Raw genomic sequence first — 27,000 nt, 5'->3', positions numbered from 1 at the left:
TATGTGTTGGATGGCCCTCAGCCGGCTGGAGCGCGCAGGAGCCGGTCATGGGTGCTCTCCGGCACCACCCGACGCAGCACCGGTGCGCTGGAACTGAGGGAATCGGCGAAGGCGGCGACGAGGTCGTGCGGCACGCTGGGGCCGAAGGACGCCGCCCACAGGTAGCCCGCTCCGAGCACCGGCTCCGCCCACGCCTGCCACCCGGCCAGGGCCGCCTCGTCCGCCTCAGCCACCAGCGCGAGTGGGTCGCCATCCTGGATGAGGGGCGGCACCTCGCCGAGGCGGACGTGGGAGGCGAACGTCGGGTCCACCGCTCCCGTGCCGGGCTGGTCTACGTCACGCAGCCACCCGTGCGCCGTAACCGCGTCGAGGACCAGCTCGGGGCCACCGAGCGGCATGGCCGGCTGATCGCGGGCGTCGAGCGCGGCGAGGAAGGTGCCGAGGACCTCTCCCGGGACATCGGGGGTGAAGTAGGCCGACCACTGGGCGAGCGGGCTGCTCGGGTCCGAACGAGCGGACACCTGCCAGGCGATCGGCAGGTTCCCCAGGTGGAACGGCTCGTCCGGCAAGACCCACTGCGCCCACCGCAGGGAGTCGGGACTGATGTGCAGGACGGTGCTGCGCAGGACCTGTCGGTCCTCCAGCGCCTCGTCCGGCTGCTGGCGCCCGCGGACGATCGTCAGGCTCGTCCAGCCGAGGCCGGCGAGCGTATCGGCGACAGCGTCGTACAGGCGCCCGTCGTCACCGGCCAGGTGCCGTGGACCGACCCAGTACGCGGACGGGACGTTCGCCGGGCTAGGTGGGCCGATCGGGAAGTCGGGATGCAGGTACCCCTCCAAGAGCTTGGTGATTTTGATGCCGCTAGCGCGGACATCGAGGGTGCCCGAGGGGCTGGAGCTTCTGGCAGTCACAGCTGCTGGGACGTCTCCAGCACGCGTGCAACTGCGGCGGCGACGACATCGGCCGGCGTCTCGGTGTCGAAGGACATCTGGTAGCCGCGCACCTTGGCCGTACCGGTGACGGCGATCTTCCATCCCTCGCCGTCGGTGCCAGGGCGCCCAAGCGGGAACCATCCAAGGTAGAAGCGACCGTCCTTCGAATTGACGTGTACGTCCGCGCGGTCGTCCACGACCAGGTGGAAGTCGTCGGCGGAGAACTGATCCATCACGAGCGTGGCCTGGCCCGGGCCGAGCAGCCACTCGCGCAGCCGCAGGGCCTCGACAGTGGTGGAGAATCCGGGCCCCTGGGGCGCCGCAGTCACAGACAATCACCTCTCTGACCTGGTGCTTCGCGAGAAGGTCGTCCAGGTTCACATGCCGCTGCCGCGTTGGCCAGTCATTCGTGGATCTTCGCTGTCTGCCCCCGGCGAACTGAGACGCAGAGGGCGAGACATCGCAGTCGCACAGAGAAAGAGCGTGCGCGCGGCGGGGACAGTGCTGATAGTTGCCGCATGGATGCGATCGAGGCCGCACGCGCTGTCGTAGAGGAACATCACCCCGAAGCACGAGCCGCGTTCCTGGGCGGCAGCGTCGTGACGGGCCGCCGAACGGCCACGTCGGACCTCGACGTCGTGGTCCTGCTCCACGGAGCCCCAGCCCCCTACCGGGCGAGCCTCCAGTACGCCGACTGGCCGGTGGAGATGTTCGTTCACACCGAGGCGACGTGGCACGCCTACGTCGAAAGGGAGCTGCGCAAGCGCCGGTCGCCGCTGCTGTGGATGTGTGCCGACGGGCTGCTGCTCTTCGACACCGATGGACTCGGAGCCCGCCTCGCCGCACAGGCCCGGAAGCTGACCGCCGCCGGACCACCCCCGGTGTCGTCGGAAGAGATGGACGACCGCCGCTACGCAATCACCGACCTCCTCGACGACCTCGCGGGAAGCCACGACCAGAGCGAGCGCCTGTTCATCGCGACCGAACTGGTGCGACGCACCGGTGAGCTGGCACTGGCCGTTGGCGGTTCGTGGGGTGGCGGTGGGAAGTGGCTGGCACGCCGCCTTGAGACAACCGCGCCAGGGCTCAGCACACGCCTCCACCAGGGCCTACAGGAGGTACTGGGCGGGAAACCCGAGCCCCTCGTGGCCGTCGTGGACGAGGTGCTCGGGCAGACCGGTGGCCGGTTGTGGTTCGGCTACAAGCGTGTCGGGGCGCCCTGAGCGATCCCGCGCTGCGGACGTCGCAACGTCTGTTCCTCCACGTGCAGATCACGCGATCGACAGCAAATCCCGAGTCTCCTCGGCGCACCCCCACGACAGCGTGACGCCAGCACCTCCGTGCCCGTAGTTGTGCACGACCACGGTGCCGTCCTCCCCCACCTCTTCCTCCACACGGACCGTGGCGCGGGTCGGTCGAGCGCCGACCCGGTGCTCCAGGACACGGGCCTGGGCGAGTCGGGGCTCGACCTCGGCACAGCGGGCGAGGATACCGGCCGCCGCCTTGTCATCGGGGGCCAGATCGCCCTCACCGTCGATCGCTGTGCCGCCCAGGACGACGGTGTCGCCGTGAGGATAGAAGCACAGCAGATCGGGCGAGAGACCGGTGTCCTCGGAGAAGAACTCGGTCAGCCCGGGGTTGGTGACGACGACGTGCTGGCCGCGGATGGGCCGGAGGTCAGGGTCCGGAACCAGGTCGCGTGCGCCAAGGCCCGCGCAGTTGACGATCACCGAAGCCGGACCGGCGTCCGATAGCGAAATCAGCCGTCGCCGCTCGACCACACCTCCGGCATCGCGGAGCCGACGCAGGAGGTAGTCGAGGTAGGTGGGCATGTCGATCAGTGGCACGGTGAACCGGTAACCCGCCGTGAACCCGGCCGGAAGTTCGGCCCGCTCGCACGGTCGGAAACCCGGCAAAGTGGTGGCCCAGTCCGGCGCGGCTTTGGCCGTGCGGGACGCCTCGATGCCACTGGTGAGCCGGACGCCCGTCGCCGGGTCCTGGGCCAGCTCGCGGAAGATCTCCAGGGACCGTTGTCCCCACTGGTCGACCTTGTCCTTCGGCTCGACCAGGTAAGGCCCCCACATCGCCCCGGCCGCCAGCGACGTGACCCCCGGCGCCTGCTCGGCGATCACGTGCACCGAAGCCCCGGCCTCGGCGAGGACAACGGCCGTGGTGAGCCCAGCCACCCCAGCCCCGACAACGACAACGCACTCCCCTGCGGTCATGTGTCTCACCCTAGGCGCCGTGGATCTCGCTGGGCGTGCCCGCGCGCTGCGCCAGGCCGCGTCTCGCGCTGCCGCGCTCATCTCCCACTCCGCCGCCCAAAGCGGATCAGGAATTCGTTCTCCTCAGGAAAGGTGTCGTCCTCGCTGAAGGCCGCGAGCCGCTCCCTGACCGCGGTCTCAAATGCCGGCAGCCGGTCACCGAAGAGATGGGGTGCGGCGAAGGAGGTGGAGTAGAGGTAGCCGAGGATGCTCTCGGCGGTCCAGGTGCGGCGCACAGGGATCCGCGCCTCCTCGACCCGATCGAAATGCGACTCCTCCATGATCTCGCTGTACGGGCGGTTGTGGTGCTGAAAGGTGCCGGAGCCCGCACGCCGTTCCTCGCCTAGGAATGTCCTGACGACGTCCTGAACGGCTTCCTTCCACGGACTGGTCGCGGTCCAGAAGCTGGTGTCTCCGAAGATGGCCACGAGACCGTCGGGTGCGACCTGATCGTCCAGGCGGGCCAGGACGGCGGGCTGGTCGAGCCAATGGAACGCACGGCAGATCGTGACCAGGTCGGCTTTCCAGCCGGCGGGTGGCAGGAAGTCCTCTGCGGTGCTCTCGATGAGCGACAAGTGCGTGCCCTGGGGCAGTTTCGGGCGCAGCGCCGATTCCGCCGCGGCCAGCATGTCGGCGTCGGTGTCGATGGCGATGATGTCGTCGAACCGATCGAGCAGTGCCTCGGCAACCAGTCCGGTACCGGTGCCGACGTCCAGCAGGCGACGCCGACCCCCGGACGGGGACGGAGCGGCCTTGTCCAGGGCCTCGGCGACGTCTTCCGGAATGCCGGGGCGGAACTGACGGTAGTAGCTGGCGGTTCCTGCGAACAGACTCATGTGATCTCGTCCCGTGAGGTACTGGATGTAGCCGAACGTAGCTGCTGGATCCTCGTGTTGGACTACCTCTCGCTGCCCCGCTGCTACGGTCGCGTGTATGACGCTCTCGGTCTCCACGAGTCAGGCTGTTGACCTACGCGTACAGCCGGTTGACGAGGTTCTGGATCGCGTCGCGCGGTCTCTGCAGGTGCGTTTCCTCCCGGGCACGGTGGTGCGTAAGCGCCGGTCCGTGGGAACCCGGACAGACCGCGAGACCTGGGTCCGCATCGAGCGACGCTTGCTCGACAAAATCAGCGATCAAGGATGGAACGGCGCGGAATGCGCCGCCCGCTTGGGTGGCGTCGCCCAGCCGACATGGCGGGGATGCGTCGTCTGGCGAGACGCGAGCGAACCGGTGATGTGGCGGGCCGACGAAACGGACCTCCTTCCGGCCGCTCCCGTCGGAAACGCCATTCTGAGCGAGACCCCCGAACTCCCGGACGAGTGGTGGGACGGGTTGAACGCCTCTCTGGACGCGCTGGCAGCACACCAGACGAGGCGGTTCGCCACACCCGACACCGACACCATCACCCAGGCGTTGGTCACTGAGTCCATCCGAGCTGTCTTTCCCGGCGACTTCGATACGACCGTCCAGCGTTGGGTGCCGGCCCATGCCGACCTGAACTGGGCCAACGTGACGGCGCCGGTGTTCAGTCTCTTCGACTGGGAGGACTGGGGGAACGCCCCGCAGGGGCTGGACTCCGCTTCCCTGTGGGGGAGCTCGCTTGCCGTCCCGTCTCTGGCCGATCGTGTACGGCAGGAGCGTCGGCGGGACTTCGAGAGCCGGGACGGCAAGCTGATGACGCTGTTCGTCTGCTCGAAGATCCTCGGGCCGTACGCGCACCCGGAAGATCCGCGGTTGGAGCCAGCGCGGCGCATGGCCGGGCGGGTCATCAAGGAGCTTTAGGAGGACTGATCACCCGAGCGGTCGCGGAGGAGCCTCCGGTACTCCTGCACGGTCCTCTCCTCCACCTGGCCTGCCAGCGCTCCCACGAGTTCCCCCAGGTGGGCCGGTTCGTCGGTGCCCACGGCGATGGAGCCGACCCGCGGGAGGTGATAGGCGGTTCTGAATGCTGCCTGGACGCGGGAGAGCCGGCCGTCGGCCTGAAGGAAGAGGCGCGGGTCGACCCTGTCCCATACGGACGCATTGGTGGTGCCCCCAAAGGGGCTCATCCCCCAGACCTCGCCATCGCTGAGATCCCAGGCGTCGATGAGGGTGTCCGCTGCGTCCAGCGTTCTGGCTCCGACCAGCAATCCGGCGCGGACCATGAGGACCGATGGCCTCGGCACGGTCGGCGCGACCATGCTCAGAAGCGGGGACGGATCCCACGACGCGACGCCCCACGCGGCGCACAGCCCCTTCGCTGTTGCGTCATCCAGGGCCGTACACGCCGCGGCAAGCAGATCCTTCTTGTACGGCACGGCTTGCCGGAGCGACTGTTCCGGATTGTGCAGGAACACAATGTCCGGCGCACGTCCGAGGTCTTTGGCCGCCTCTTCCACGGCCGCCTTCAGCCGCACGGGATCCAGGGAGTGCTCCGCCCCATCGGGTCCCGGGAAGTAGCCGACCTTCGTGGAGACCGTGAACTTCGGCAGCAGGTCACCGGCTGTCCGGGCCAGGATCTGGTGCGAGCGGAAGCCGGCGTAGTTGGTGCTGGTGTCGAGCGCGGTGACGCCCAGATCCAGCGCGCCGGTCAGGAGCCGGCGTTCGTGACGAGACCGGTGTAGCCCGAGGACAACTCGGGGGTCAGGACCGCGCACAACTCCTCCTCCACCAGGATCTCGGCGACCTCCGCCACTTCGGCCCCGACGAGGGCCGCGGCCTGTTCCAGCACGACCGGCCTACCGCTCAGGAGCAAACGCAGCGCCGGCAGGGCCTTGGCCGCGAGGGTCAGCTTCTTCCCCGAGGCCAAGACGTCGACGGTCTCCCCGCTCTCCTGGATCCGGGGAGGGAAGTGGGTGGTGCACACCACGGCGTCCAGCGGCCCGAGGATGTCGAGGAACGGCACGTGCCGGGGCAGTGTCGTCTGCTGCTCGTACGCGGCCAGGTATGCGGCCGGGGAGCGCTCGCCGAGCAGCGTCGTGGCGGCCTCGGTCAGGGGTGCGCTGTCGGGACCGTGCCAGCGGTCCAGGTCGTGCCTGAAGATCTCGTTCTCGCGGCACCAGTCGGCGAGCCAGGCGAGCCAGCTGGCGCCGGTGCGTTTGGTGATGCCGAAGGTGACGTGGAGGCTCTTGCCCGAGCCGCTGCCGTTCCGGGTTGCCTGGTGCCAGTGGCCTCGGGGGATGTGCATGACGTCGCCGGTCCTCATTACGCCGGACCAGATGATCTCGTCGCTCGGGGTGCTGTTGGGGTCGGAGTCCCGGTACATGGGGACCTTGCGGGAAGCCGCACGCACCTCCCACTCCTTCTCGCCGGCGAGCTGCACGATCACGACGTCGTGGTCGTCCCAGTGCAGGGGGAAGCCGGCGGCGTCGTTCGTCGTCAGGTACGCGTTGACCTGCACGCGCTCATGGGACCACCACTGCAGCGCCCGGCAGGCGACCTCCATCGTCGGGTCGAAGACGTTGGCCTGGTCGAGGATGAGCGTCGCGCCTTCTCGCAGGAGGTTTCCGAGGCTGCGCATGTTGACCATGGGGATGCTCTGGCCCCGGGGGCTGACACTGTCGGTGTAGTAGACGGCCGGGTGCACCTCCACACCCTTCTGGAAGCACCTGAACTGCGGGCGGTACAAGCTCCTGCGCATGGCGATGTCGAGCAACCGGTTGGGGGTCAGGAGGCGGGAGAGGAGCGCGGGGTCTTCCAGACCGCCCCGCGCGAAGCCCTTGCCCAGTTCCTCGGCTCCGCTCCACCCGAGTGCTGTCTCGATCGCGGTGATCAATCGATGTTCCATCGCTGTGCCTCCAACGGTGTGGTCGCCTGACGTAGACACGGCGGGGCCGACACGACCAGTCGTGCCGGCCCCGCCGCTTGGTGCGTGCGTGCCTACTCGCTGTCGTGCAGGTTGCCGTCGCCGCCCGGCCACGGCGCGTCGCCGGAGCTTCCGGCGTTGTCGGACCGGAGGCTGTCGTACCGGTCGTGCACGGCGGTCAGCTCCTCGACCGCCATCAGCAGGCCGCTACGGGCCGGAGGCGGTGCCGTACGCTCTTCCACCTCGTGCTCCTTCCTCTTCGGGTCTCCCGCCGGGGGTCCGGCGGGAGCTCATGGCCGCCTCACGGCCGTGGGAGAGATGGATTCCGTGAGGCGGCGGTCTTTGGGTGGGGGATCGGTGAGCTCGGACTCCGCGCCTACGACCAGGCGACCCGGTTACTCACCTGGAGGACGGCCGAGTCCTGGCGCATGTTGGCCTCCAGGACGCGCTGGTCCAGCTCGTAGAGGCACGCGCGGCAGGCGAAGAGGGCCGCGTGCATGCCGCTCGACCGGACGGGCCCGATCCACGTCACCTCGACGTCGTCACGGCCACACCACAGCCAGCACTCGCCATGGGTTTGCCATTCATGCCGGTCCCACAGCGCGTAGGCCGTCGGCTCGCCGGTGACGGGGTCGATGTCGCGGCGGGTGAGGCGGAAGACCACATCGCGGTCCGGATCGGCCCGTACGGCGTGTCTCCCCATCACGCGACTGCCAGCGTCAGCAATTCAGGCTGGACTCCGCCCCGGCACTTGGCCCACATCGCGGATAAGCCACGCCGATCGGTGGCGGCAGGGCTTCTCTCAACCACCGTGGGTAGTGCCATCTCGGCCCATACCCGCTTACCGAGTCCGGCGGGCTCCCAGGCACAGTGCGCCGCGAGTAGTCGGACCAGCGCCAGACCGCGCCCATGCTCGTCGTCCGGTTGGGCACCTCCGGTCCGCGGCACCGACGGATCACCATCCCGGACCTCGATCACCAAGCGACCGGGCTGGTTGGAGAGGGTGACCATGATCGGCCCCGCCCCGTGAACCACGGCGTTGGTGATGAGTTCGCAGGCGACGAGTCGGATGGCGTCGGCGGTCTCCTCGTCCAGTGGCACACCCCATGCGCGTACCTTGTCGACGATCTCGCGTCGAGCCAGGGGCACCTCGGATTCGGTACCCGTGAGGACGAACCGATGGACGAGCGTGGGCATGGCGGACGCCTCCGAGAAGCTGGAGAGCGGCTCCATCCCCGACGGGGGGCGCGGGAATGGAGCCGCCGATCTGAGGAACCGCACCGCAAGCGTTCAACTGAGGTCGCTTGCCAGCGGCTGATGCTCAGTCAACGACGCCGTCCCGGCCCGCCGGAACGTTTCTAGGGGGTTTCTCCTGGGGACGCCCTCCCCGTACTCGGACACGAGAAGTAGCCTCGCAGCTACGCCTTGAGGGGATGACAGGAGTGATGACGTGCCTGCCGAACCGTTAGCAGTCCATCCACTGAGCTTCCTCCTCCAGACGCGTGGATGGGGCAAGGCCGAATTCGCCCGGCTCATGCAGGACCACGGGAGGAAGCTCGGTATCCCGCTGGCGACCAACCGGACGACTGTCTGGAAGTGGGCACAGGGTCAGGAGCCGGACGCGGACGCCCAGCGCGTCCTGGCCGACCTGCTGGGCGTCCCGTATGAGCAGGCTCGTGCGGAGGGATGGCCCCGCTGGCTCCCGGTCTGGGAGGTGACCGGGCTTACCGCTCCCTGGACAGAGGCCGGTACCGTCGAGGCGTTGTCCGATCTGGTGGGGAGTGGACGGATGGATCGCAGAGGCTTCCTCACCATCACGGGGGCCGCTCTGACGGGCCTCGCGGCGAGCTGGGTGGACGCGCCATCCGCCATGGCTGCGGCACTCAACGGTGACCGGGTCACGGACACGATGGTCTCGACGATCGAGCAGCGCATCAGCACCCTCCGCACGCTCGACGACCAGCTTGGCGGCGCTCGACTACTGGAACAGGCGCGAGGCGACCTGGCTCTGGTCACCGGTCTCCTCAGCACTGGCCGCTACACCGACAAGGTCAGGCTCCGGCTGTACGCGCTGGCCGCCCGCGTGTCCCACCTGACCGGATGGATGGCCTACGACGCCGGCCTCCGATCCGCAGGGCAGCGCTATTACGTCGGCGCCCTGCGCAGCGCCCGCACCGCCGACGATGACGCCTTTGGCGCATTCATCCTCGCGGAGATGGGCGTGCACGTCTCCGAGGCCGGGCGCACCGCCGAGCGTGTCGACCTCATCTCGACCGCCATCGACAACGCGCCACGCTCTCTGTCGCCCTGCACCCAGTCGTTCCTCTACCTGCACAAGGCAGAGGCGCTCTCGCGCGACGGCGACCACCGCGAGGCAGGCACGGCACTCAGCCGTGCCACCTCCCTCTGGGAACGCCACGTGACGGACGAGAACCCTGACTGGCTCGACTGGTTCGGCGAGGCACAACTGCGGTCGACCGAGGGAAAGGTCCTGTTGCGCTCGGGGCAGGTGGAACGCGCGACCAGTTCCCTGGAGACGTCCGTGGCGAGAGCCGCCCCCCGGGACAAGGCGGTACGGTCCAGCCGTCTGGCTGAGGCGCGGCTCGCCGGCGGTGACCTGGAGGGTGCGTTGGACGCCGCGAACTACGGCGCCGAACTGCTGGAGGACAGTGTCAGCTCCATCCGGGCCCTGAACCGCCTCAAGGAGTTCTCCACACGGCTGGAGCCGCACAAGTCCGTACCTCCCGTCCGCGAGTTCCGCGAACGCCTGCAGGAACTGTCCGTCGCCGTTTGATGTCGACCGTCCGACCACCGAGACGAGCCCGTCTCGGTGAAGAGGGCTGCAAAACTGCCAGGATGGCCGACATGACGACGATCTACGGTGAGGTAGCCCCCGGATTCGAGCCGGTGCGGGCGGCGTTCATGGAGAACTTCACCCGGCACGGAGACCTCGGGGCGGCGGTCTGCGTGTACCGGAACGGCCGACCGGTGGTGGACCTGTGGGGTGGCGTGGCCGACGCCGAAACCGGTCGTCCCTGGACGCGGGACACGCTGCAACTGGTCTACTCGGCGACCAAGGGAGCGACCGCCTCCGCCGTGCACATGCTGGTCGAGCGCGGAGCACTCGACCTGGACGCACCTGTCGCGAAGTACTGGCCGGAGTTCGCCGCGAACGGCAAGGCGGACATCCCGGTGCGCTGGCTCCTGTCCCACCAGGCCGGCCTTGTCGCGCTGGACCAGCCGGTGCCGTTGAAGGATGCGCTGGCCTGGCACCCGATGGCGGCGGCACTGGCCGCACAACGCCCCCTCTGGACTCCGGGCACAGCGCACGGATACCACGGCCGGACCTGGGGCTGGCTGGTCGGCGAGGTGATCCGCCGGGTGTCCGGCCGCTCACCGGGCCGCTTCTTCGCCGACGAGATCGCGGCCCCACTGGGCTTGGACTTCTTCATTGGCTTGCCCGCTGGCGAGCGCGACCGAGTCAGCCGCATGGTGTACCAGCGGCCGGAGGTTGACCTCACCACCCTGCCCACGGAGTCGGTGCCCGAGGAACTCCGCGAGCAGGTCGCCGCGTGGCGGGACCCGAACTCATTCAACAACAGGGCCTACGCCGTCACCGACCCACCCGAAATCGACTTCGACTCACCGGAGGTACAGGCCGCAGAACTCCCGGCCTCCAACGGCATCGGCACCGCACGCGCTCTTGCCCGCATGTACGCCGCGCTGATCGGCGAGGTGGACGGCGTGCGCCTGCTCTCCCCGGACGCCCTGGCGTCAGCGACCGAGGAGCAGGCCAGCGGGAAGGACCAGGTCATGCTGATCCCCAGCCGCTTCAGCGCCGGGTACATGCTGCCCACCAAGAGCAATCCGATGATCGGGCCGAGCTCTTTCGGTCACACTGGCCGAGGGGGGTCACTCGCCTTCGCCGACTCGGAGCACGGGGTTGCATTCGCCTACGTGATGAACCGCGTCATCGGAGGCGGCGACGATGTGCGAGCGGCCTCGTTGGCCGAGGCAGTGCGCCGATCCCTGACGCAATGACCTGATGGTCGCGTGTTGCGATCATTCGGCACCATGTGCCGCTTCACTTATAGGCGGCGACAAAACGTACGGGTTCGGCTAGTACTGCTGTTGCGGCAGCCAGGTCCGCCAGTCGGGCCGACAGCGTCGCCTCCGCCAGGCGTGGCGGCAGCGCATCCCCGAACTTCAGCCCTCGTACCGCCCGTTCGTCGACGGCGGGAAGGCAGAGCCTGTCCGGAGCCTCGTTCAGGGCTTCCTTCCACACCGGTGGCGTGAGGTCTTCCCGCAGACGGATCCAGTGATCGTTGATGCGCTGAGCCGGTACGGCGATTCCCTCCAGCGTGGCCGCCAGCGTCGCGTTCGCGCGGTGACCTGACCAGGTCCACCAGCGAAGTTGACCCGATTCGTCGCGCATGATCAACGTGCCGCCCGGGTGAACCTTCTCCAGGAAGATCTCACGCGCTTCCTTGAGCGTCGAGGTGGCGCGTTGGGTCAGGGCGACGGGCGGATCCGTGCCGAGCAGCACCTCGCGCACCGCACGTGTGACCTCGAAGGAGGTGCCCTGGCCGAAGCCCGTGCCGCTCCACTTGGCCTTTCCGCCGCCGTCCACCGGCTCGACGAAGCAGCGTTTGCGACGCCAGTCGATGTAGGTGACCTGCCAGCTGCGGCCGGCCAGGAGAAGTCTGCGCGGGCCGGCGACTCTCTCGGTGAGCAGGGCGGGGTCTATGCGGCCGATCTCGGTGCGGCCCTGGAGGACGGTGAACTGCGGGGGTGCGGTGAAGACGGCGGTGAGGTTCATGAAGTGGCGGTGTCCGAAGCGCCGTTCGGCTTCGGGTCCGATGAACAGCATGCCGCCGTCCTGGTCCAGGTATCCCTCCTCCACGAGATGGCGGACGATCGGCTCGGCGGACCCTCCGAACGGTCCCAGGCCGTTCCACCACTCCTGCCAGAGCCGGTCTCCGACGCGGTGTTCCTGAAGGCAGAGGGCGAGCAGCTGCTGGGCGACGATGTGCCGGGGCTCGGGCGGTGCGGTGACCGGTTCGACCCAGCCTCGCGACCACTGGAGCAGCAGTCCCGCGGCAGCCAGGAGCCCGCCTTGGTCGAGGGTGAGGAAGAGGCAGTTCCGGGTCGTACCGGGGCGGCGTCCGGTGCGGCCCAGGCGCTGTAGGAAGGAGGCGACCGAGGTGGGCGCGTCGATCTGGATGACCCGGTCCAGGTCACCGACGTCGATGCCCAGTTCCAGGGTGCTCGTGGCGATGATCACGCAGTCGCGCGCCTCGGCGAACGCGGTTTCCGCGCGTCTGCGTTCGTCGAGCGAGAGTGAGGCGTGCGAGAGGAAGGTGGTCACGCCCTTGGCCCGTAGCTTGGCGCCCAGCTCCTCCACCAGGCGCCGTGACTCGCAGAAGACGAGCCGCTTCTCGCCGCGGTGGAGGGCGCTGATGACGGTGGCCGCGTTGTCGAGCGAGCCGACGTAGTCGAGCTGGATGTCGCCCGGTGGTACGGAAGCCGATGTCGGCTGTGTCTCGGCCAGGTGGGGCGCGACGACGTGCCCGGGGCGCCGCCCCGCTCCTGATCCCTGGAGCCAGGTGAGCAGGGCTTCGGGGTTGCCGACCGTCGCGGAGAGGCCGACGCGCTGTACGGAGCGGCCCACGACTCTTTGCAGGCGCTCCAGCACGGCGAGCAGGTGCCAGCCACGGTCATCGCCGGCGAAGGCGTGGACCTCGTCGACGACCACGGCCCGCAGCCCGGAGAAGAAGGACGCGTGGTCGACATTCACGCTGACCAGCATGGCTTCCAGCGACTCGGGAGTGGTGAGCAGCACGTCGGGCCGGGAGGCGAGGATGCGCCGCCGGGCGCCGGCCGGTGTGTCGCCGTGCCACAGGGCCGCGGTCCGGCCGAGCCAGGCGGTGTAGGTCTCCACGCGCGGCAGCAGGTTGTTCAGCAGCGCCTTGAGGGGACACACGTACAGCACCGAGGTGCCGGACCAGCCCTGGGCGTGCATCCGGGACAGCAGGGGGAAGCAGGCGGCTTCGGTCTTGCCGCCGGCCGTCGGGGCCAGCAGCAGGGCGTCGTCTCCTGCGGTGAGCGGGGTGACGGCGGCCTTCTGGAGCGGGCGCAGGTCCTTCCAGCCCAGGGTGTTGACGATATGGTGGACCAGCGCCGGTTCCAGGCCGTCGGCGGTGGTCACGGCAGTTCCAGCTCGATGTCGTCCGCCCGGTCGGCGGCGGCGTTGCGTTCGGTGTCCGTCAGCTCGCCGGCCGAGACGGTGAGCTGGTAGTGCTTGCGTGGGTCGAAGTCCTCGAACTCGTCGACACGGTCGAGCACGTCGGCGACGAGCTTGCGCAGGAAGACGCGGGGGGCGATGCCGACGTTGCCGCCCAGACCTCCGGTGACGGCGGTGGCGAGTTCGCCGACGTAGGAGTCGTCGACCCGCGCGGTGACCCGCTCGGGGTGGCGGGCCGCGCCCCGGTAGAGGTCCCGCACCTTCCGGCCGAGTTCCCCCAGGCGCGGCAGGTCGAAGCCGGGCAGGCGGAGCTGGACGGCGCGGGGCGAGTCGAAGCGGGCGTCTGTGGAGAAGTCAGTGGCGAGCCGTTGGGCCAGGGGCGGGAGCCGCTGGACGCCCTGCTGGCCGTCGTAGAACGCGGGGGTTCCGGTGATGACGAGGAAGAGGCCGGGGAAGCGTCCGGCGTCGATCTCGTCGAGGAGCTGGCGCAGTGCGTTGAGGCCCTTCTCCCGGACGTCGCCGCGGACGCGTTGCAGGGTCTCCGTCTCGTCCAGGACGAGGAGCAGCCCCGGGTGGCCACAGTCGCACAGCACGGTCAGGAGTCCCTGAAGGAAGCCGAGCGCGGCGAAGTGGTCGAGATCTCCGCGCACTCCTGCGGCCCGACGGGCGGAGGCGGCCACGGACTTCTGGCCGCCGAGCCAGGCGATCAGGGCCTCCGCCGTGGCGCCGTCCCCGGCGGTTACGGCACGGCGGTAGCCGCGCAGAGCGGCGGCGAACGCGGGCGTGGTGCGGGCGACGTCGGCGAGCCGGCGTTCCATCAGCGTGTCCACGGCCGCGGCGAGGGCTTCCTCGTCGTCCTCGTCGATCTCCGAGCCGTCGAGGACCTCCTCCTCCAGGGTGTAGAACCACGAGTCGACTACCGCGCGCAGTGCGCTGGGCTGGTGGGTGGCAGTGGCCAGGCGCTCGGTGAGCCGGCGGTAGACGGTCTCCAGTCGGTGCAGCGGTGTCTCGGTCTCGGAGATCTGCACCTCGGCGGTGGCAAGTCCCGCGCGTTTGGCGCGTTCGGCCAGCCAGCGTGCGAAGAAGGTCTTGCCGGAGCCGTAGTCGCCGCGGACGGCGTGGAAGGCGGCACCGCCACGGGTGACGGTGGCCAGGTCGTCGTCCAGGGCGGCTTCGAACCGGTCCAGTCCGACCGCGAACAGGCCGAGGCCGGACTGCGGGACGGTGCCGCGCCGCAGGGCGTCGATGACCTCGCGGCGGCGGACCGCGCTCACGGAGGCGGGCTCGGTCACGCCTTCTCCTCCTCCCGGTGTCCGTCTTCGGCCTCGTCCGTCTGCTGCGCGCTCTGCTCCGGCAGGAACTGCCCGCGCAGGAGCGGCACGTCGAGCTTCACCGCGTGCCCGCCGTCGATGAACCCGAGGACGGGGTACCCCTCGACGTTCAGCAGCCGCTGCACCGTGGTGACGAAGCCCTCGATGTTGCGGCGGACCCGCCCGGTGGCGGAGATCGCCGTGGCGAGAGCGGCCGGGGACATGGTTCCGCCCGCGGAGACGAGCGCGTCGATGACCGCGGCCACCACCTTCGCCTCGGGCGCTTTGCGGACGTACTCCTTCTGGGCCGCGTACACCTCGCTGCTTACCACCAACGTCCCCAGAGACTGCGCCACCGGCGGTGCGGCCTCCGTCCGGGCAGACGGCCGCGCCTCGGTGGCCGGCGCGCTCTCGGAGGGTGCCGTGGGGCGCGTGGGCGAGGGCACCACCGGCTGATCAGCGGGCACGACAGTGGGCTGGCGAGCGTCTCGGTTGACATGCGTCCGCCACCAGTCCGGCGTGGACAGCTCCCGCGGCAGCGGCACCCAGTCCTTCGGGGTCTCCTCCCCGGCCGGGAGCAGGACGAGCACCGGGACGGTCACCTCGGCCAGGGAGGCCCCGCCGTGGTATCCGGCGCGCCGCCCGGTGTAGCGGATGTCCTCGCGCCACGGCAGGATCACCGCTCCCCCGCCCTCGCGCACCCTCGGGCCGTGGACGGCGATCTCCCCGTCCCCCGCGGCGTCGCCGGTGCGCCAGCGGGCGGACTCCGCGCCGTCGGCGGCCATCGTCGGGCCGTCGCTGCGGCTGCCACGCTCCAGGACGTGTCCGTGGTCGGCGACGAGGACGACCGGGCGACCGTAGCTGCGGGCGGCGGCGAGCAGTTCCCGCAGGTGCGTGACATCGGCCAGGGACCAAGTCGTGCCGCGGCCGTGCCGGCCGTTGTCGAGTGCCTCGTCGATGGTGTTGAGGACCACGCCCACCACGGCGTCGGAGGCGAGGGCGGTCATCAGCTCGTGGGAGAGCGCGTGGCCCGCCTCGCCGCCGATGGCGGCCTTGTGGAAGAGGGCCGCCGCCTTGCGCCGCCGCTTCCAGAAGGCGGTGAAGCCGCTCGTCTCGGCCGACTGGCCGCCGTCGGTGGCCTCGCCCGCCAGCAGGGAGGCACGGCTGACGCGGGTGACGGACGGCAGCATCGAGACGGCGGCGAGCCGTGCGGGGGACTGACCGGGCTCCGGGCGCGGCACGATCTCACGCCAGCCGTCGCGTTCCGCCTCCTCGCCGAGCTGGGCGGCGACCGCGCTGCTCATGCCGTCGAGGACGAGGAGGAGCGGAGCGGCCTGGCCGGCCAGCGGGCGTACGACCGTGTCCAGCACGTTCTCGACGACGAGGCAGCCGTCGGGGTGCTGGGCGGTGGCGTGCGCGGCCCAGGCGGCGAGCCTTGGGGCGAACTCCTGATCGAGGAGCTGCCTGCGCTCACGTGCCTGCTCGTACAGGGCGCGCAGGTCCCGTCCGGTCTCCAGGTCGCCGTTGGGGTCGCCCGCCCACAGCACGGTGAGCGCCCGGTCCACCCAGCCCCAGTCGCAGACGTGCGCCCGCACGGCGGCGGCCACGCCGGTGACGGCGGGCTCGGGGCCGCTGAGCCAGCGCGCCACCCGTACGGCCGTCTCGGCGGCCTGGACGTGGTCCGGGCGGAGGCCGGCCAGGGCGTGGCCGAGCAGGTCGGCCAGCGCGGTCTCGCCGGCGGCCGGGGAACGGCGGGCTTCGGCAACGGTCCGGCGCAGTTGCGCGGTGAAGCTGGAAGGGAGGAACCGGCTCGCGGTGAGGCCGGGGGTGAGTCCCGCCTTCTCGGCCAGCTCGTCGGCCCTCTCCAGTACGGCGACGACGCGCAGGCGGGCGTCGTGGCTGGTGCGGGCGTCGGCGATCCAGCGGGTGAGGGTTCCCTCCACGGCGTCGGTGAACACGGCGAGTTCCGACCGCCGCGGCATGACCTGCCCGAACAGTCCGCCAAGGGCGAGCACCGTGTCGGGCTGGGCGGCGGGGTCCCGCAGTGCGGCGCCGAGCAGTCCGAGCGGCAGGGCGTCGTGGCCGAGGCCAGCTTCGGCGAGGGACAGCAGCACGGGGACGGCCGGTCCGGCCACCTCCGCGAGCCACTTCTTCAGTTCGGCGCGCTCGGTGGCGCCCAGTTCGGCGAACCGCCGGGGACCGGCGGGTGTGCGGGACCAGGCGAGCAGAGTGTCGGCGTCGAGGGTGACCTGCCCGTCCTGGCCGGGGGAGCCGTGCACCGCACGCAGGCCGAGCCGTTCGGCGGTCAGGGCGCGCAGGGCCGCGTCCCGGGTCAGCACGCCGCCGACGCGCGGCCAGCCGGCTTCGGCGGGCTCCGCTTCGACCAGGGCTTCCAGCAGCCACCGCTCGCGGTACATCCGCGGGTCCAGGCCGGTGGCACCGAAACGCTGCAGGACGACCTCGGCGTTTTCGACGGTGAGGGTCTTTCGCCGTACGGCTCTGCCGCGTACGTCCCAGCCGAGCTGCTCGTCGTCGACGCCCGTGGTCACCACGAGCACATCGGAGGAAGCAGCCGCGCTCCGGTGCTCGTGCAGGGCGTCGACGACGCCGAGGACGGAGGCTTCGTCCCGTACGTGAACGCGCCGCGCCTCGCCGTCCAGGGTGATCGTGAACTGCGGCGGGGCGCCGGGCGCGTACTGACCGTGGACGAGCACGAGGCTGCGCTCGCCGAGGTCCTCGGCGAGCGCAGCGAGCAGGGCCTCGACGGTACGGCGGCCCACTCGGGGCAGGGCCGGGGCCATCAGCCGGCGGTCCCTTCGCCGTCCGCTTCCGCCTCGGTTCCGGCGGAGGTGTCGGTCGCGGACCCGGTGTCGGCGACCGGCTGCCAGGTGACCTGGATGCGGGTGCCGGGGTGGGCGGCGAGGTAGGCGCGGATCTCCGCGTCGATCTCGGTGACCGCGGTCGCCAGAGACACCTCCAGCTGGGTGGGCTCGACGAGGTGGACGGCGCGCCGGCGACCCGCCTGTGCCGGGACCACGGTCTGGGCGCCGCTCCCGCCGTGGGAGGCGTCGTCCGGCGTGGAGGGCTGTTCCGGAGTGGGCGTCGAGGGAACGGGGGGCTTGCCGTGGTCGGTGAGGCTGACGTCCTCGGCGGTCGGCTCCGGCGTGAGGGGCGCCACGGGCGGAGTGGCCGACCGGGCGGGCTGGGCGAGGCGGGTGGCCTCGCGCATCAGGGCCATGACGGTGTCCGGGAGCCGGTCCAGGACGGGCACGAGCGAGACGGTCTGCTCGTGCTCGCGGGCAGCGCGGTGCACCTCGTCCAGGAACCGGGCCGCCCGCTCGCCGAGGCCGTCCTGGCGTACGGCGAGGTCGCGGCGCACGTCTTCCAGCAGGGACCACTGGGTGCCGCGCAGCGCGGCGGCGACCTCGGGAGCGTGCCGCAGGGCGCCCGCGATGTCCTCGTCGGTCACGTCGTACGCGGCGGCGGCCAGCTCCCGCACGCACGCGGCCGGTTCGGTGGTGCGCAGCAGCCGGGCGACGAGGTCGGCGGCGGCCTTGGTGGACTTCAGGCGGGGTGCGTCGGCGCCGGTCAGCCCGAGGTGGTGGGCGTGCTCCGTCAGGAGGGTGCGCACCTCACCGAGGGCCACGCGGTGTTCCTCCGCGACCGCGCGCACGCCTTCGGCGAGCCGGGCGACGTTGCGGGCGAACAGGACACGCGAGACGGTCCGGCCGAAGATCGTCCCGGCACGGCCGAGCGCGGTGTGGAATTCCTCCTCGGTGGGCAGTTCCACGGCCCTCAGCCCGTATCCGGGGCCGATCCGCTCCAGCTCCGGGGCCTTGGGCAGCGGCGAGGTCTGGTAGACCCAGGTGCGGTCGTCCAGCAGGGCGTACGTGGCGATGATCAGGTTGCTGACGTGGCGGTCGAGGCCGGTGTAGCCGAGTTCCTCGATCCAGTCGCGGATGTCCTCCACGGACAGGTCCGGGCCGGCGTCAGGGGTCTCGGCGGCCTTCTTGTTGATGCGCAGGCGCCAGTCGGTGGTGACGTTCAGCGGGCCGTCGTGGACCTCGCCGAGCTGGAGGGCGTGCACGATCCGGCGGACGACGGGCAGCTGGTGGCTGTCGACCACGACACGCCGTGAGCCGTCCTCCATCGCCTTCGTGATCCATTCGAGCGCGGTCTTCAGCTCGCGGGTGGTGACGGCCTTGCGGGTGAGCCGCGGGTCGAAGTCGGGGTGCTTGGGGTGGCGGGCGCCGAGGAGCCCGTCGGCGAGCAGGAAGAGGTTCTCCTCGAAGCCGACCGCCGGTTCGGGCCGGGTGCGCGTGAAGCCCGGCTGGAGCGAGATCAGGTGTTCGCCGTCGCGGACCTCGGCTCCCGCGGTGCCCGGTTCGGCCCTGTTGATGCCGTACAGCTGCAGCAGCGCGTCGGTGAGCTGGGTGGTCAGGCTGTCGCGGGACGCCTTGAGCTGGTTGCGGATCTGGATGCGCTCCTCGGCGGGGCGGGTCGCCGTGTGGTCGTCCAGCCGGTCGCGCTCCAGCAGGTAGTTGATCTTCAGGAGGCGTCCGAGGCTGCGGGCCTTCTGCTCGGACAGGAAGTGCGGCAGCCAGACGATCGTCGGCGCCGTCTTGCCGGCACGCTTCAGCCGCTCCACCCGCTGGGCGTCGTCCATCGGCGAGTGGTCGTGGCCGTCGAAGGGGTAGTCGAAGACGAAGCGGATGTTGCCCTCGGTCTGCGGCGCGAACTCGGCGTCGGGCAGGTGGGGGTCGCGGACGTTGCCGAAGACGAACTCGACGGTGCGTTTGGTGCCGCGCCAGACGACGGTCCGCTCGCACACGAACGCCTGGGTGTCGGGGATGCCCAGCGCGGCCCACAGCTGGTCCTTGATCCACTGGCGGCGGTAGCCGTCCTGGTCGGCGACGCCCTGCACCTCCTCCAGCAGCGGCTCGACGTCCAGGTCGGACAGGTGCAGGTGGAAGACGGGGTCGGCGGGGTCGCCCTCGCTGCGCAGCTCGCCGTCGAAGCCCTCGGCCTGGAGCTCCTGCAGACGCTTGACGGCGACGGCGCCCGCGTCGCCCACCCGGGTCCTGATCGTGCCGTGGTTCAGTGCGGCGAGCCGGCCGCCGGTGAGCCGGGTCAGGGCGGGCACGTTGGGAGCGAGGGAGGCCAGCAGCAGCGTCTTGACCAGCCGCTCGTCGGTCCGGAAGCGCTTGTCGTCCGCCGAGCCGTACTTGGTCAGCAGGTGCTCGCGGACGCGGGCGTGGAAGCGATGCGCGATCTCCGACTCCTTGCGGAGCCTGGCGGTGAACGCCTCACCGGTCCGCGCGGCGATCACGTCCCACAGGTCGCCTATCGGGACGAGCTGGCCGAGCCGCAAATCGTCGCGGTGCCGCCGCAGCAGCTCCTGCACCAGCTTCAGACCGGTCCGCTCGCGCTGGAGCGCGCCGGAGAGATCCACCAGCACGTTCAGCAGGGCCGGGGACAGGGGGTACAGGGTGCGGAAGTCGTCCCAGCTCGCCTCGGTGCGCCCCTGCGCGTCGAGCAGCACCTGCCGCACCTCGTCCCGCGACGACTCCACGATCTTGAACGCGTCGTCGCGCGCCTGCTCCATGCCCGGACGCGGGGCGAGCACCCGGTGCTTGATGATCTCGACGAGGTTGCTGTCCTCCAGCTCGACGACGTCGATCCGGCCGGCGAGGTAGTCGACCTGCTGCTCCAGGTTCTGCACGTCGGCGCCGGCCACGTCGGAGCCGATGAGCTGGGACAGGTCGCGCTGGCGGGAGATGAAGGAGATGATCGGCACGGGCCGGCCGCTGTCGGCGGACTCGATCAGCTTGACCAGCCGCTGCACCTGGTCGCGGACGAAGTCCTGGTCACCCATGTGCGCCTGGAGCCACAGGATCAGCTCGTCGAGGAAGAGGACGACGCCGTCGTAGCCCAGCGACTGGGCGTGGCGGGAGACGACCTTCAGGCCGTTCTCCAGCGGGATGAAGGACTGGGCGTCACCGCGGGCGGCCTGCGTGTACGCGGCCATGGGCCCGGTCAGCAGCGCCGACACCAGCCGCTCCCGCTCCTCGCTGCCGGGCGGCGCGGCGAAGGCCCGGTCCAGCTCGGCACTGCTCCAGCCGTCGCTGCCGAGCAGCTCGGTTCCGGCGTCGATGCCCGGCAGGTCGTCCTCGTCGTCCGCGCCCCCGCGGCCGGAGGTGGCCACCGCCCCGGCGCCGAGCCACTGCCGGAACTTGTCGTCGTCACCGAGGAACTTACGCTGCCGGTCCGCGTCGGCGAGCAGCGCGTCCGACCGGTAGACGGCGGGGGTCGCCGCCTCCGGGTGCAGCTCCCGCACGGTGTGGACGTACCCGCCGAGCAGCGCCGAGTCCAGGTCCGTCGATCCGACCAGGTGGTACGGGATCATCAGGAACCGGCTGCCGCCCAGCCAGTCCCGGTGCTCGGCGACGACCTCCTTCAGCCCCGGCTTGTGCAGAGCCCCCTCGTGGCTCTTGAGCACGGCGTGCAGCACGGTGAGGAAGTGGCTCTTACCGGCGCCGAACGAGCCGTGCAGGTACGCGGCGTGCGAGTCGCCCGTGCGGACGGCCTTCCCGACGACGCCGAGCGCCTGCCGGAACGCCTTCTGCAACTGCTCGGTGACGACGTACTCCGCCACCCGCTCGTCGGCCTCGTGGAAGCCCTGGGAGAGGTCGACCTTGAAATCGCCCGCGTGGACGTCCTCCTTGATGTCGATGACATCGCGGAGGAACAGCTCTGTGGTCGACATCAGGCGATCATTCCCTCACTGTGCTGGCGGCCGGCCCGGACAGCGCCCCCCCTCAGGCGTTGGCGCACCGTCCATCTTGCCAGGTGGGTCCGACAGCGGGAGGAGAGATCGTCACGCCTCCGGGGAGGGGTCTCACCGTGGGTGATCGTCCGGGCCCGGACGGCCGGGTGCGCTCACGTGGAGTGCCCGGCTCGGGTCCCCTCCGCGAGGTCCAGCTCCGCCCAGACCGTCTTGCCCGGCCCGGTGCGCTCGGTCACACCCCAGCGGGAGGCGAGCGCGTCGACCAGGAGCAGGCCCCGGCCCCCTTCGGCGTCCTCGGGCGCCGGGGCCAGGCGCACGGGCAGCGCCGGATGCGTGTCGGACACCTCGACGCGCACGAGCGCGGCGGCGGGCCGGTGCACCAGCCGCAGCACGAAGTCACGCCCCGGTACGCGCCCGTGCCGGACGGCGTTGGCGGCCAGCTCGGCGACGATCAGTAGGAGGGTGTCGGACGGGGCGGAGCCGTACGGCACGCCCCACGCCTCCAGTTGGTGCGCGGCGAGCCGGCGGGCGAGGCGTGCTCCACGGCGGGTCGAGGAGAAACGCTGGGCGAACGTACGTACGGTGACGGTGACTTGGGTCTGCGGCATCGGCATGCGGACCAAGGTCCCGCCGTCGCATCCCCGCCAACAGGACCGACGCCGATACAGAGTCGGCTGTACTGGTTCACTCGCTGGACTGGGTATGTCACGGTGCGTAACCATGGAGCGGGTTCGTGTGCACGGTGCACGGGGAGGCGGCTGTATGGCGACGGACAACGGCGGGGCGATCAGCAGCGGGGGCGGTGGCGGTGGCGCCGGGGGCTCGAACGGGGAGCACGACCTGTCCGACAGCCTCAAACCCTTCGGTGCGGTACTGAAGGCGCTGCGGGAGGAGGCCCGGCTCACCCAGGAGGAGTTCGCCCAGCGGGTGCAGTACTCCACCGCCTACGTCGCCAAGATCGAGCAGGGGAAGCGGTTTCCGCCGAGCGACCTGCCGTCGCGGGCGGAACCGGCACTGGGGGCCGCCGCGGCCAAGGTGCTGGGAGCCGCGGCGCGGAGTCTTACGCGGAGGGCGGGGCTGGCGTCGTGGTTCCGGCAGTGGGCCGGGATTGAAGAGGAGGCGGTGTCGCTTTATGCGTACGAGTGCCGGGTGGTCCCAGGCTTGTTGCAGCCCGAGCCATACATCCGGGAAGTCTTCGAGCGCAGGCTGCCGCCGCTGGCTGAGGAGCAGTTCGAGCAGCAGGTGGCTGCTCGCCTGACCAGGCAGCGGCTCCTGCACGAGCGCCCGAGCACGTCGTTCTCCTTCATGATCGAGCAGGCGCTGCTTGAACGCCGGATGGGTGGCCCCGAGGTGACGCGGGCGCTCATCGACAACCTGCTGGAGCAGGGCCGTCGCCGCAACGTGAAGATCCTGGTCATGCCGCTGCGCCAGGAGGACCACTCGGGGTTCGAAGGCCCGAAGTACCTGGCCGAAACACCGGACAACAAGTGGGTGGGGTACGTCGAAGCTCAAGAGACCAGCGTCCTCATCACCGACCCGAAATCGGTCAGTGCGATGCTCCAGCGCTATGGAAAGATGCGCTCGCAGGCTCTGAGCCGGACGGCCACCGCGAGCCTGCTGAAGCAGATGCGAGGAGCCTTATGAGCACCACCGAACTTGCCTGGTTCAAGAGCAGCTACAGCGGCGGTGCCGGTGACAACTGCGTAGAGGTGGCCCTGTCCCAAGAAGCTGTCCATGTACGCGACTCCAAGGACACCCGCCTCCAGCCCCTGCGCATGTCCCCCACCGCCTGGTCGGCGTTCACCGCGCACGCCTCCGGCACCGCCCGCTGAGTCGGCAGCTCGGGGGAGAGCGCAGTGGCTCTCCCCCTTCGCCTCGCTCTACGCGTCGTCCAGCTCCGGCTGTTCGGTCTTCTCCCGGCGCTGTACGGCCTTCCGCCCCCGCGTCTTCCGCACCGGACGCCAGTCCTTCATCTGCGCCTCGCTCACGCCGTGCATGCGCAGGTAGCGCTGGAACTCCGCTTCCAGGTCCTCAGCCGGTGAGCCCTCCCACTCGTCGTCGTACGCGCTGTACCACTGGCGTACCCACGGCATGACCTCATGCAGCCCGGCGAGCAGTGGCACGAGCCGTTCGGCGCCCCAGGCGTCGCTCTTGACGCGCGTCTCGATCAGCTGCGTGAGTGCCAGCGCCTGGTCCTTGTGGTCCCAGCCGGCCCAGCCGAGCATCAGCGTGGAGTCGCTGTCCGGGCCCGCCTCCGGGTAGGAGATGAACCGTTCCTTGGGGACGTCGAGCTTGCCCCGGTGGGCCCAGTAGGACTGCTTGAGGAAGTCGGAGGACTTGTACCTGGTCGGCGGGTCGATGTCGAGCCGCGTGCCCGTACGGTCCTCCTCGCGCTGCTTCTCCCAGACCTTCTCCCACTCGCGGCGGGTGCGCAGGCCGGAGTCCTTGTAGCGCATCGCGGCGAGGTAGGGCACGTGCTCGTCGGCGATGATCTCGTTGAGGATCTGCGCGAGGGGGAGGTCAGGCTTCTTCAGGTGGTCGGTGGCGTACAGCGCGGCGACGGACGTAAAGTCGGGGTCGGATCCGAGCCGGTCGGCAAGGTTGTTGGTGGTCAGCGTCCGTGGTCGGCGCAGGCCGTCACGTACCTCGAACCACAGGTCCTGGTCCTCGCAACGGTCCAGCAGCCAGTTCCGCAGCGCGGCGCGTTCCTTCTTCTCCCACGAGTCGGTGGCCCAGCGGCGCTTGCACTCGGGGCGCTCGATGAGGGCGATGTCCTTGCGGCTGGTGATCAGGTCGATGCGGGCTTGGACGATCTTGCGGTACCAGTCCGGCCAGTGGGCGGGGATCTTGGTGACGGGGGTCGAACCGTGGCGTGTGAACCAGGCGGTCTCCACCTCCCCGGCCTCGGCCTTCCGCGCGAGGACGATCTCGAAGGCACGCTCGCCGAGCTTGACCTCGGGGATGGTCTCGGGGTCGGGTTCGGGGGTCACGGTCCGGGCGACCTCGCGGTCGCTGAGCAGCCCGTAGAGGCCGTAGACCTGCCAGTCCAGCTCCTCTTGCAGGGCGATGCTGCGGCGACGGATCTTGGCGTGTTCGGCTTCCGCGTCATCCAGTGCTTGCCGCGTGGGCACGACAGTGGCGGCCACGGCCGAAGGCTCCAACTCGGCGAGCTTCTGCGCCTGGGTGTCAAGGACGCGGCCGAGGTGGAGCGGGAGCTTGACCGGAAGGGGGAACTCTTGCAGCTTGGTGCTGGTGAATTCGAAACGGTGCTCCCACAGCTCATCGGAGATACCGCCACCGATACCACCGTTCCCTTTGGACTGACTGACCTGTTTCAGCCAGAAACACGCGGTCGATGAATTGAGGAGTCCAAACAACTCCAGATGTTCATCAACACCAGCCCCTTCGCGCAGCTTGATCACTGGAGCGGTTCGGTTGAATACCTTGCCGCCCCGATCCAGCACGAAGTGGTTGTGTGTAGCTACAAACGGAAAGGCGACAGAGAGCGGGCTTCGGAAGCGGCGCGGAAAGAACATGCTGTGGTCGAACCAACGCAGTCCTCTCTCCTCTGGCGTTTCACCGAAGTCCACGCGCTGACGAAGTACGGTTCGACTAGGCCAGAGGAACTGCTCCTCGCATTGAGAAAGTTCGCGCGCATCTCCCCCATTCGAGTAGGGGAAGAAGGTCTGCATCGGGGATGAAAGGACATAATCGCGCAGCCCTTCACCTCGAACTACGGCGACACATCCGTTCGCCAGTCCGCGGGTGTGCACAGCGGAGCGCGGCAGATAGAACGCGTCATCCAGACCCGTATGCGTAGTCCGACCACCTTCAAGCGACACGTCCGACAATTTGGCACGCGCCCGCTCGAAAATGGCGAACAGGTCTCCTGCCCCACCACCAGTCAAGGACCAGGGATGCGCGAAGTATTCAACCGCCGCTGCATCCTCCACCGAGACCCACTCCGACTCACTCCCCGGCTTGCCCAACTGCTCGACAATTGCCCGCCACACAGCGCCCTGCGACGCGTCCTCCGGCTGTGCAGGCTCCCCCCGCACACCCAAAACCGCCCGCACCGTCCGATCCGGGCTGGGAACCCGGTTGCGCCCCACCAGAATCACCGTCGGCGTGCCGTGCCCTGGAATGTAGGCGCCCGAGGTGTCGATGACATGCGACAGCTCGACCCGGTTCCGGAAGACGACCTCGATCAGCTTCTTGCCGAACTCCCGCTTCATGAACGAGTTCGCGGTGATCTGCCCCACGAACCCACCGCCACCTAGCCGCCCGCCGGGCCCCTTCACCGCAAGCTCGAACATGCGCTGGGCGAACGGCACCGACAGCGCGTACGTCCCCGCGCACGCGTCGTACGCCGCCCGGTAGTTCTCGTTCTCCTGCTTGTCCTTCACCGTGATGTACGGCGGATTCCCCACCACCACGTGGTACGACCCGCGCCCCAGCAGGTCCACCCGCTTCGCGTACTCCCACACGTCCTCGGTGGCGTACGCGTACGTCTCCCCCTCCTCGCGTCCCACGATCGCCTCCGCGAACAGCGTGTCCAGGTCGGTCTGGATGCCCGCCGCGTCCCGGCCGTGCAGGAGGGAGTCGCCCACCGCCACGTTGATGGGGAACGGCGGCGCTTCCACCAGCCGTCGCGTACCCGCCGCGCGCATCGCGGCTACCAGGAGCCGGAAGCGGGCGATGCTCGCGGCGAAGGGGTTCTTGTCGCAGCCGTGGACGGACTCCAGGACCCGGCGGACCAGCGTCCAGTCGTCCGTGCCGGGCTCGGCCTGGCGCCACTTGTCCAGCAGGCGGTGGAAGATGCCGAGCAGGAAGTGGCCGGAGCCGCACGCCGGGTCGATCGTGCGCAGGCCGCGGCGTTCACGGCCGTCGGGGCCGGTCCAGACCGGGTTGAGGCCGAAGCCCTGGCCGTCGTCCGCGACCGCCGGTTCCAGGGTGAGGTCGAGGATGAACTCCTCGACGAACTCCGGGGTCTGGAGCAGCGCGTAGGTCTTGCGGGCGTGCTCGCTCAGGTCCTGGTAGAGATCGCCGAGGAAGCGGGTGTCCCACTCTGGGTGGGTGAAGTCGTAGCGGATCTCGCCGTCCGCGCCCCAACGGCGCCAGAACATCAGCAGTTCCGTCGCCGTCTCGTAGCCGGGGGTCAGTCCCCACAGCGGGTTGTGCCGCTCGTCGAAGAGGCCGGCGGCCGTCTCGTTGGTGCCCGCCAGGTGGCGGAACGCCTCCATCAGCCAGTCGCGGTTGTTGTGGTGCGGGTAGGTGCGGAAGTGGGCCTCGTGCCGGGCCTCCGCCTCGGCGAGGCGTTCGCCGGGACCGGCGAGGTACGGCTCGTCGATCAGGCCGTTGTCCTCGCAGAAGCGGACGAAGACGCAGCCCAGGACCCACGCCACGGCGGCCTGCGTGACGCGCTCGTCCCGCCAGGCCGGGTAGGACAGGGCGGTGCGCCGGGCCTCCTTGGCCTCGCGCCACTCGCGGTCCAGGCGGGTGCGGAACTCATCCTCGGACTCGCTGCGGGCCCGCAGGTCGTCCTCCAGGTCGACGACCAGCTTCTTCAGGTCCTTGAGCAGGGCCGCCTTGTCCGTGCCCGTAGTCGTCACCGTCACTCTTCGCTTCCTTCTCCCTGCACCGCGTCAGCGCCCCACCGCGTCAGCCGCGGACCGGACC

At 70.0% G+C, this 27,000-nt stretch carries 21 protein-coding genes; 6 read left to right on the top strand and 15 right to left on the bottom strand.

The window, feature by feature from the left end; genetic code table 11:
* Positions 1 to 17: 17 nt before the first annotated feature.
* Positions 18 to 839, bottom strand: coding sequence for an SPDY domain-containing protein (locus tag ACZ4K2_RS27510; RefSeq protein ID WP_360819488.1), 822 nt, complete (start codon positions 837 to 839; stop codon positions 18 to 20).
* Positions 840 to 907: 68 nt separating this feature from the next.
* Positions 908 to 1,261 carry an SPDY domain-containing protein gene (locus ACZ4K2_RS27505; protein WP_053637912.1) on the bottom strand — a complete coding sequence of 118 codons (354 nt, stop codon included), beginning with the start codon at positions 1,259 to 1,261 and terminating at the stop codon, positions 908 to 910.
* A gap of 189 nt (positions 1,262 to 1,450) precedes the next feature.
* Here ACZ4K2_RS27505 and ACZ4K2_RS27500 point away from each other — a divergent pair, with 189 nt between their 5' ends.
* Positions 1,451 to 2,155: a nucleotidyltransferase domain-containing protein gene (locus ACZ4K2_RS27500; protein ID WP_360819433.1), complete on the top strand. Its 705-nt coding sequence runs from the start codon at positions 1,451 to 1,453 to the stop codon at positions 2,153 to 2,155.
* Positions 2,156 to 2,203: 48 nt separating this feature from the next.
* Here ACZ4K2_RS27500 and ACZ4K2_RS27495 read toward each other — a convergent pair whose 3' ends face one another.
* Together ACZ4K2_RS27495 and ACZ4K2_RS27490 are read right to left on the bottom strand one after the other, a co-directional pair.
* Positions 2,204 to 3,157: an FAD-dependent oxidoreductase gene (locus ACZ4K2_RS27495; RefSeq protein WP_360819430.1), complete on the bottom strand. Its 954-nt coding sequence runs from the start codon at positions 3,155 to 3,157 to the stop codon at positions 2,204 to 2,206.
* 77 nt (positions 3,158 to 3,234) lie between these two features.
* Positions 3,235 to 4,032, bottom strand: a complete 798-nt coding sequence (locus ACZ4K2_RS27490) for a class I SAM-dependent methyltransferase (protein WP_360819427.1) — start codon at positions 4,030 to 4,032, stop codon at positions 3,235 to 3,237.
* Positions 4,033 to 4,129: 97 nt separating this feature from the next.
* Between ACZ4K2_RS27490 and ACZ4K2_RS27485 the strand changes: the two genes are divergently transcribed.
* The gene (locus ACZ4K2_RS27485) at positions 4,130 to 4,978 is read left to right on the top strand and encodes a hypothetical protein (protein ID WP_467468035.1); all 849 of its coding nucleotides are present in this window, start codon (positions 4,130 to 4,132) and stop codon (positions 4,976 to 4,978) included.
* Here ACZ4K2_RS27485 and ACZ4K2_RS27480 read toward each other — a convergent pair.
* From ACZ4K2_RS27480 to ACZ4K2_RS27460, 5 genes are all read right to left on the bottom strand, one after another.
* Positions 4,975 to 5,832, bottom strand: coding sequence for an aldo/keto reductase (locus ACZ4K2_RS27480; RefSeq protein WP_360819421.1), 858 nt, complete (start codon positions 5,830 to 5,832; stop codon positions 4,975 to 4,977). The two genes, ACZ4K2_RS27485 and ACZ4K2_RS27480, sit on opposite strands and share 4 nt — an antisense overlap.
* A complete protein-coding gene (locus ACZ4K2_RS27475) occupies positions 5,766 to 6,962 on the bottom strand; it encodes a JmjC domain-containing protein (protein ID WP_360819418.1) in 1,197 nt (398 codons plus the stop codon). The genes ACZ4K2_RS27480 and ACZ4K2_RS27475 overlap by 67 nt, the downstream gene beginning before the upstream one ends.
* 92 nt (positions 6,963 to 7,054) lie before the next feature.
* Entirely contained in the window at positions 7,055 to 7,222 is a 168-nt protein-coding gene (locus ACZ4K2_RS27470) for a hypothetical protein (RefSeq protein WP_004939628.1), read from the bottom strand.
* Between the two features lie 134 nt (positions 7,223 to 7,356).
* Positions 7,357 to 7,683 (bottom strand): hypothetical protein, encoded by a 327-nt coding sequence (locus ACZ4K2_RS27465; protein WP_215188025.1) that lies wholly within the window; start codon positions 7,681 to 7,683, stop codon positions 7,357 to 7,359.
* Positions 7,683 to 8,177: an ATP-binding protein gene (locus ACZ4K2_RS27460; protein WP_360819413.1), complete on the bottom strand. Its 495-nt coding sequence runs from the start codon at positions 8,175 to 8,177 to the stop codon at positions 7,683 to 7,685. Before ACZ4K2_RS27460 ends, ACZ4K2_RS27465 begins: the two co-directional genes overlap by 1 nt.
* Positions 8,178 to 8,430: 253 nt before the next feature.
* Here ACZ4K2_RS27460 and ACZ4K2_RS27455 point away from each other — a divergent pair, with 253 nt between their 5' ends.
* Both ACZ4K2_RS27455 and ACZ4K2_RS27450 read left to right on the top strand, forming a co-directional pair.
* A complete protein-coding gene (locus tag ACZ4K2_RS27455; RefSeq protein ID WP_360819410.1) occupies positions 8,431 to 9,774 on the top strand; it encodes a transcriptional regulator in 1,344 nt (447 codons plus the stop codon).
* 71 nt (positions 9,775 to 9,845) lie between these two features.
* The gene (locus tag ACZ4K2_RS27450) at positions 9,846 to 11,021 is read left to right on the top strand and encodes a serine hydrolase domain-containing protein (protein WP_360819408.1); all 1,176 of its coding nucleotides are present in this window, start codon (positions 9,846 to 9,848) and stop codon (positions 11,019 to 11,021) included.
* A 43-nt stretch (positions 11,022 to 11,064) separates the two neighbouring features.
* Here the strand turns inward: ACZ4K2_RS27450 and ACZ4K2_RS27445 are convergent, their stop codons facing one another.
* The 5 genes from ACZ4K2_RS27445 to ACZ4K2_RS27425 form a co-directional block, all read right to left on the bottom strand.
* Complete coding sequence (locus ACZ4K2_RS27445) at positions 11,065 to 13,188, bottom strand: DEAD/DEAH box helicase (RefSeq protein WP_360819405.1); 2,124 nt, start codon at positions 13,186 to 13,188, stop codon at positions 11,065 to 11,067.
* Complete coding sequence (gene brxD / locus ACZ4K2_RS27440) at positions 13,185 to 14,516, bottom strand: BREX system ATP-binding protein BrxD (RefSeq protein ID WP_467468043.1); 1,332 nt, start codon at positions 14,514 to 14,516, stop codon at positions 13,185 to 13,187. Before brxD ends, ACZ4K2_RS27445 begins: the two co-directional genes overlap by 4 nt.
* Positions 14,513 to 17,335 (bottom strand): BREX-2 system phosphatase PglZ, encoded by a 2,823-nt coding sequence (gene pglZ / locus ACZ4K2_RS27435; RefSeq protein WP_467468045.1) that lies wholly within the window; start codon positions 17,333 to 17,335, stop codon positions 14,513 to 14,515. Before pglZ ends, brxD begins: the two co-directional genes overlap by 4 nt.
* Positions 17,335 to 21,300 carry a BREX-2 system ATPase PglY family protein gene (locus ACZ4K2_RS27430; RefSeq protein ID WP_467468047.1) on the bottom strand — a complete coding sequence of 1,322 codons (3,966 nt, stop codon included), beginning with the start codon at positions 21,298 to 21,300 and terminating at the stop codon, positions 17,335 to 17,337. Before ACZ4K2_RS27430 ends, pglZ begins: the two co-directional genes overlap by 1 nt.
* Positions 21,301 to 21,473: 173 nt before the next feature.
* Positions 21,474 to 21,935 carry an ATP-binding protein gene (locus ACZ4K2_RS27425; RefSeq protein ID WP_467468048.1) on the bottom strand — a complete coding sequence of 154 codons (462 nt, stop codon included), beginning with the start codon at positions 21,933 to 21,935 and terminating at the stop codon, positions 21,474 to 21,476.
* Positions 21,936 to 22,083: 148 nt separating this feature from the next.
* On the opposite strand from ACZ4K2_RS27425, the gene ACZ4K2_RS27420 reads away from it, so the two are divergent.
* Positions 22,084 to 22,965: a helix-turn-helix domain-containing protein gene (locus ACZ4K2_RS27420; protein WP_467468050.1), complete on the top strand. Its 882-nt coding sequence runs from the start codon at positions 22,084 to 22,086 to the stop codon at positions 22,963 to 22,965.
* A complete protein-coding gene (locus tag ACZ4K2_RS27415; protein ID WP_435192516.1) occupies positions 22,962 to 23,153 on the top strand; it encodes a DUF397 domain-containing protein in 192 nt (63 codons plus the stop codon). The genes ACZ4K2_RS27420 and ACZ4K2_RS27415 overlap by 4 nt, the downstream gene beginning before the upstream one ends.
* Positions 23,154 to 23,201: 48 nt before the next feature.
* Here the strand turns inward: ACZ4K2_RS27415 and pglX are convergent, their stop codons facing one another.
* A complete protein-coding gene (gene pglX, locus ACZ4K2_RS27410) occupies positions 23,202 to 26,939 on the bottom strand; it encodes a BREX-2 system adenine-specific DNA-methyltransferase PglX (protein WP_467468053.1) in 3,738 nt (1,245 codons plus the stop codon).
* Positions 26,940 to 27,000 lie beyond the last annotated feature (61 nt).

Source organism: Streptomyces sp. NPDC025833, assembly GCF_055558055.1.
Note: the sequence above shows the minus strand (reverse complement) of the source record. Positions and strands in the feature narration are given on the sequence as shown.

Bases quoted from the DNA above. Each gene is read 5' to 3' on its own strand.
- ACZ4K2_RS27500 (WP_360819433.1), top strand. From the start codon at position 1,451: ATGGATGCGATCGAGGCCGCACGCGCTGTCGTAGAGGAACATCACCCC.
- ACZ4K2_RS27495 (WP_360819430.1), bottom strand. From the start codon at position 3,157: ATGACCGCAGGGGAGTGCGTTGTCGTTGTCGGGGCTGGGGTGGCTGGG.
- ACZ4K2_RS27490 (WP_360819427.1), bottom strand. From the start codon at position 4,032: ATGAGTCTGTTCGCAGGAACCGCCAGCTACTACCGTCAGTTCCGCCCC.
- ACZ4K2_RS27485 (WP_467468035.1), top strand. From the start codon at position 4,130: ATGACGCTCTCGGTCTCCACGAGTCAGGCTGTTGACCTACGCGTACAG.
- ACZ4K2_RS27475 (WP_360819418.1), bottom strand. From the start codon at position 6,962: ATGGAACATCGATTGATCACCGCGATCGAGACAGCACTCGGGTGGAGC.
- ACZ4K2_RS27465 (WP_215188025.1), bottom strand. From the start codon at position 7,683: ATGGGGAGACACGCCGTACGGGCCGATCCGGACCGCGATGTGGTCTTC.
- ACZ4K2_RS27460 (WP_360819413.1), bottom strand. From the start codon at position 8,177: ATGCCCACGCTCGTCCATCGGTTCGTCCTCACGGGTACCGAATCCGAG.
- ACZ4K2_RS27450 (WP_360819408.1), top strand. From the start codon at position 9,846: ATGACGACGATCTACGGTGAGGTAGCCCCCGGATTCGAGCCGGTGCGG.
- pglZ (WP_467468045.1), bottom strand. From the start codon at position 17,335: ATGGCCCCGGCCCTGCCCCGAGTGGGCCGCCGTACCGTCGAGGCCCTG.
- ACZ4K2_RS27430 (WP_467468047.1), bottom strand. From the start codon at position 21,300: ATGTCGACCACAGAGCTGTTCCTCCGCGATGTCATCGACATCAAGGAG.
- ACZ4K2_RS27425 (WP_467468048.1), bottom strand. From the start codon at position 21,935: ATGCCGATGCCGCAGACCCAAGTCACCGTCACCGTACGTACGTTCGCC.
- ACZ4K2_RS27420 (WP_467468050.1), top strand. From the start codon at position 22,084: ATGGCGACGGACAACGGCGGGGCGATCAGCAGCGGGGGCGGTGGCGGT.
- ACZ4K2_RS27415 (WP_435192516.1), top strand. From the start codon at position 22,962: ATGAGCACCACCGAACTTGCCTGGTTCAAGAGCAGCTACAGCGGCGGT.